General features: G+C 75.0%; 2 protein-coding genes. Both read left to right on the forward strand.

Annotated features, from left to right (window positions below; all coding sequences use genetic code 11):
• Window positions 1-3,183, forward strand: a 3,183-nt coding sequence (locus tag F3J10_RS34350) for a non-ribosomal peptide synthetase (protein WP_167243936.1), incomplete at its 5' end; no start/stop codon positions are given.
• Between the two features lie 128 nt (window positions 3,184-3,311).
• A partial coding sequence (locus tag F3J10_RS34355; RefSeq protein ID WP_345791253.1) for a condensation domain-containing protein occupies window positions 3,312-4,778 on the forward strand: 1,467 nt, incomplete at its 3' end.

Below are 4,778 nucleotides of genomic sequence, written 5' to 3' on the forward strand. Positions count from 1 at the left end.
TCGCCGGTGCGTCGCACCGGCCGCCGCGAGGCGCCGCCCACCCACGGCCAGACCCGGCTGTGGTTCCTCTGGCGCCTGGCGCCGGACAACCCGGCCTATCACCTGTCGCTGGCGGTACGCATCGACGGCGCGCTCGACGCGCGCCTGCTGCGGGCCGCGCTCGACGCGGTGGTGGCGCGCCACGAGATGCTGCATGCGCGCTTCGACGAACGCCAGGGCGCGCCCTGGCTGGTGATCGACGACACGCTGCGCGCCGGCTGGGAGGAGGCGGGCTTCGCCTCGCCCGAGGCGCCGGCCTGCACGGCCTGGCTGCGCGAGGGCGGCGCCATGCCGTTCGACCTGCAGCACGGGCCCTTGCTGCGCGCGCGGCTGGCGCGCGTCGGCGGCGATACGCATGTGTTCCAGCTCACGCTGCATCACATCGCCACCGACGGCTGGTCGATGAACCTGCTGGTCGACGAGCTGGGCGCCGCCTACGAGGCCGCCGTGCGCGGCGACGCCGGCGCCTATGCGCCCGCGCTGCCGGTGCAGTACACCGACTACGCGGTCTGGCAGCACGAATCGCTCGACGCGGGCGTGCTGGAGGCGCAGCTCGACTACTGGCGCGACACGCTCGGCGACGAGCAGCCGGTGCTGGAGCTGCCCGCCGACCGGCCGCGGCCGGCCCGGCGCGACGGCCTCGGCGGCCAGGTCGGCGCGGAGCTGGACCGGGCGCTGGCCGACGCCTTGCAGACCTATGCGCGCCACCACGACGCGACCCTGTTCATGACCCTGCTGGCGGCCTTCCACGCGCTGCTGCATCGTTACGGCGGGCAGCGCGACATCCGCGTCGGGATCCCGCTGGGCGGGCGCGAGCGGATCGAGATCGAGCCGCTGATCGGCTTCTTCGTCAACACGGCGGTGATCCGTGCCGAGCTGTCGGGCGCGCTGCCGTTCGAGGCGCTGCTGGCCCAGGTCCGGCAGCGCGTGCTCGACGCGCAGGCCAACCAGGACGTGCCGTTCGCGCGCATCGTCGACGCCCTGCAGCCGCAGCGCGTGGCGAGCCAGACGCCGCTGTTCCAGGCGATGTTCAACTACGATGTGCAGCAGGGCGCCACCGAGCGGCGCGTGGCCGACACGCTGCGCCTGAGCCCGTTCGGCAGCCAGCGCACCGCCGCGCAGTTCGACCTCACGCTGGGCGTGTCGGTGGGCGAGCGCATCGGGCTGTCCTTCGGTTACGCGGCCGACCTGTTCGACCGGGAGACGGTCGAGCGCCTGCTCGACGACTACCGTGCGCTGCTGCGGCAGATCGTGGCCGGCAGCGTCGGCGGCGGCCCGCGCCTGCGCGAGCTGGCGCTGGTGGCGCGGCCGGTGGCGAGCCGCGGCAGCTTCGAGGCGCAGCCCTTCGCGGCCGCGCACGAACGGATCGCCGCGCAGGCGCGCCGTTCGCCGGAGGTGATCGCGCTGCGCTGCGAGGGCGAGACGCTGAGCTATCGCGAACTCGACGAGCGCGCCACCCGCCTGGCGCGGCGGCTGCGCGCCGAGGGGATCGGCGCCGAGGCGCTGGTGGGCGTGTGCACCTCGCGGTCCGGCGCGATGCTGGTGGCCGTGCTCGCGGTGCTGAAGGCCGGCGCGGCCTATGTGCCGCTCGACCCGGCGTATCCCGATGCGCACCTGGCCGGCATGATCGAGGACGCCGCGCTGGCCTGCACCCTGGTGGACGCTGCCGGCCGCGAGCGGCTCGCCGCGCTCGGCACGGCGCATCGGCAGATCGAGATCGACGCGGCTGCCACGCAGTCGCCGGCCGACGCCGATCCGCAGGCCGCGCTCGACCTGCCGCCGGTCGATCCGGCCCGGCTCGCCTACGTGATCTACACCTCGGGCTCGACCGGCCGGCCGAAGGGCGTCGGCGTCTCGCACGGGGCGCTGGCGCGTTTCCTCGACAGCCTGCGTTCGCGCCTGGCGTTGAGCCCCGACGATGTCTGGCTGGCGGTCACCACGCTGTCCTTCGACATCGCCGCGCTGGAGCTGTACCTGCCGCTGGCCTGCGGCGCGCGCATCGAGCTGGCGACGCGCGAGACCGTGGTCGACGGCCCGAAGCTGGCGGCGCTGGCCGACACCTCCGGCGCCACCATCATGCAGGCCACGCCGATGGGCTGGCGGGTGCTGCTCGACGGCGGCTGGCAGGGCCGGCGCGGGCGCTTCACGGCGCTGAGCGGCGGCGAGGCGCTGCCGCCCGACCTGGCCGAGGCGCTGCATGCGCGCGGCGTGACGCTGTGGAACCTGTACGGGCCGACCGAGACCACCATCTGGTCGAGCGCCGCGCGGCTCGAGGCCGGCGCGCCGATCACGCTGGGCGCGCCGCTGGAGCACACCACGCTGCAGGTGCTCGACGAGAGCGGCCAGCCGGTGCCGGACAACGGCATCGGCGAGCTCTGCATCGGCGGCGCGAACCTCGCGCGCGGCTACCTCGGCCGCCCGGGACTGAGCGCCGAGCGCTTCATTCCCGATCCGCACGGCGCGCCGGGCGCGCGCCTGTATCGCACCGGCGATCTGTGCCGGGTGCGCCGCGACGGTCGGCTCGAATACCTGGGCCGCGCCGACCAGCAGGTCAAGCTGCGCGGCTTCCGCATCGAGCTGGGCGCGACCGAGGCGGCGCTGCGCGGCATCGAGGGCGTGAGCGGCGCGGCCTGCCGGATCGTCGGCGAGGGCAGCGCGCGGCGGCTGGTGGCCTACGTGACCGGCGAGGCCGATGTCACCGGCTTGCGCGCGCAACTGGCCGAGCAACTGCCGATGCAGCAGGTGCCCGCGCAGATCGTGCGGCTCGAGGCGCTGCCGCTGACCTCGAACGGCAAGCTCAATCGCAATGCGCTGCCGGATGTCGCCGCGCATGACGAGGACAGCTATGTCGCCCCCGGCACGCCGACCGAGGCGCTGGTCTGCGAGACCTGGGCCGAGGTGCTGGCGCTGCCGCGGGTCGGCATCGACGACGACTTCTTCGGGCTGGGCGGCCATTCGCTGGCGGCCGTGCGGGTCGCCGCGCGGCTGGGCGAGCGGCTCGGCCGGCAGGTCGAGCTGGCGCTGCTGTTCGCGCATCCGCGCGCGGCCGACCTGGCGGCGCGGCTCGATCGCGAGGGCGGCGCGGGCGATGCCGGCGGCGGCTCGGCGCTCGACGCGATGCAGGGGCTGCTCGATTCGCTGTAAGCACGCAAAGCCCGATCGAGGGCTAGCGATGCGCGGCGGCCGCCGGGGCGACCCGGCCAGGCCGCCGCGCATCCCCGGTCCGGCGCCTCGCGAAAGGGGCGCCGGCCGACAGACTGGAAATCAATGACGTGACGGACAACACCTCTCCCGCCCGGCCCGACGCGCTGCGGCTCGCGACACAATACGCGGCGCTGCCCGAGGACAAGCGCGCGCTGTTCCGGGCCCGCGCCCGCGCGCAGGGCATCGACACCTCGGCGCTGCCGGCCGTGCCGCTCGCGCCGCGCCCGGCGCGCTTCCCGCTGCTGCCGGCCCAGGAACGGCTGTGGTTCCTGTGGTGCCTCGATCCGGCCCACGCCGGTTATCACCTGACCCAGACCTTGCGGCTGAGCGGCCCGCTCGACCTTGCGGCGCTGCATCGCGCATTGCGCGCGCTGGTCGAGCGCCACGAGGCGCTGCGGCTGCGCTTCGAGGCCGGCGACGGCGTGCCGATGCAATACCCGGCCGAACTCGCGCCGGCCGGCCAGCAGGCGCCCGGGCGCGACTACGGCTTCGCCGCGCATGCGGTGGGCGGCGATCCCGAGGCGCTCGCCGCCGCCTTGCACGCCTTCGCCTGCGCGCCCTTCGACCTGACGGGCGGCGCGCCGATCCGCGTCGGCCTGTTCGAGATCGGCCCCGACGAATGCGTGCTGCAGTTCGTGGTCCATCACATCGTCGCCGATGCCTGGTCGATGGACCTGCTGTTCCGCGACCTGCTGGCCTTCTATCGCGGCGAGACGCCGGCGCCGCTGCCGGTGCAGTTCGCCGACCTGGCGATGTGGCGGCGCGAATGGCTGGCCGCCGACGAGCTCGACGCGCAGATCGCGCATTGGCGGGGCGTGCTCGACGGCGCGCCGGGGGCGATCACGCTGCCGCGCGATCTGCCGCCGCGCCAGCAGCGCTCGCACGAGGGCGGCACGGTGCGCCGCGTGCTGGAGGCGCCGCTGGCCGAGCGGCTGCGCGCGATCGCGCGCGAGCAGCGCAGCACGCCGTTTACGCTGCTGCTGGCGGCCTGGGGCGTGGTGCTGGGCCGTTACGCGGCGCAGCGCACGGTGGTGGTGGGCGTGCCCTCGGCCGGGCGCGAGCGCCGCGAGACCGAGGCGCTGGTCGGCTTCTTCGTCAACACGCTGATCGTGCGCACCGACCTGGACGGCGCCCGGCCCTTCGTCGAGCTGCTGCGCGCCACGCATGAGCGTGTGCTCGATGCGCAGGCCCATCGCGACGTGCCGTTCGCGCGGCTGGTGGATGCGCTGGCGGTCGAGCGCGATCTCGATAGCTCGCCGCTGTTCCAGGTGATGTTCGACCTGGCCGTCGCGCGGGCCGGTGGGGCCGCCGCGCTGCCGGCCGGCCTGCGCGCCGAGCCGGTGGCCAATGCCGCGCCGACCGCGCGTTTCGATCTCGCCTTGAACGGCCAGGACCGCGGCGCGGGCGGCAGCTTCGAGCTGGCGCTGACCTACGCGAGCGACCGCTTCGTCGAGGCCACGGTGGCGCGCCTGCTCGACGACTACGCGGCGCTGCTGGCGCAGATCGCCGCCGAGCCGTCGCGCCGCGTGGCCGAC

The sequence above is a fragment of the Burkholderia sp. Cy-637 genome, from assembly GCF_011753175.1.
Taxonomy (GTDB): Bacteria; Pseudomonadota; Gammaproteobacteria; order Burkholderiales; family Burkholderiaceae; genus Burkholderia; species Burkholderia gladioli.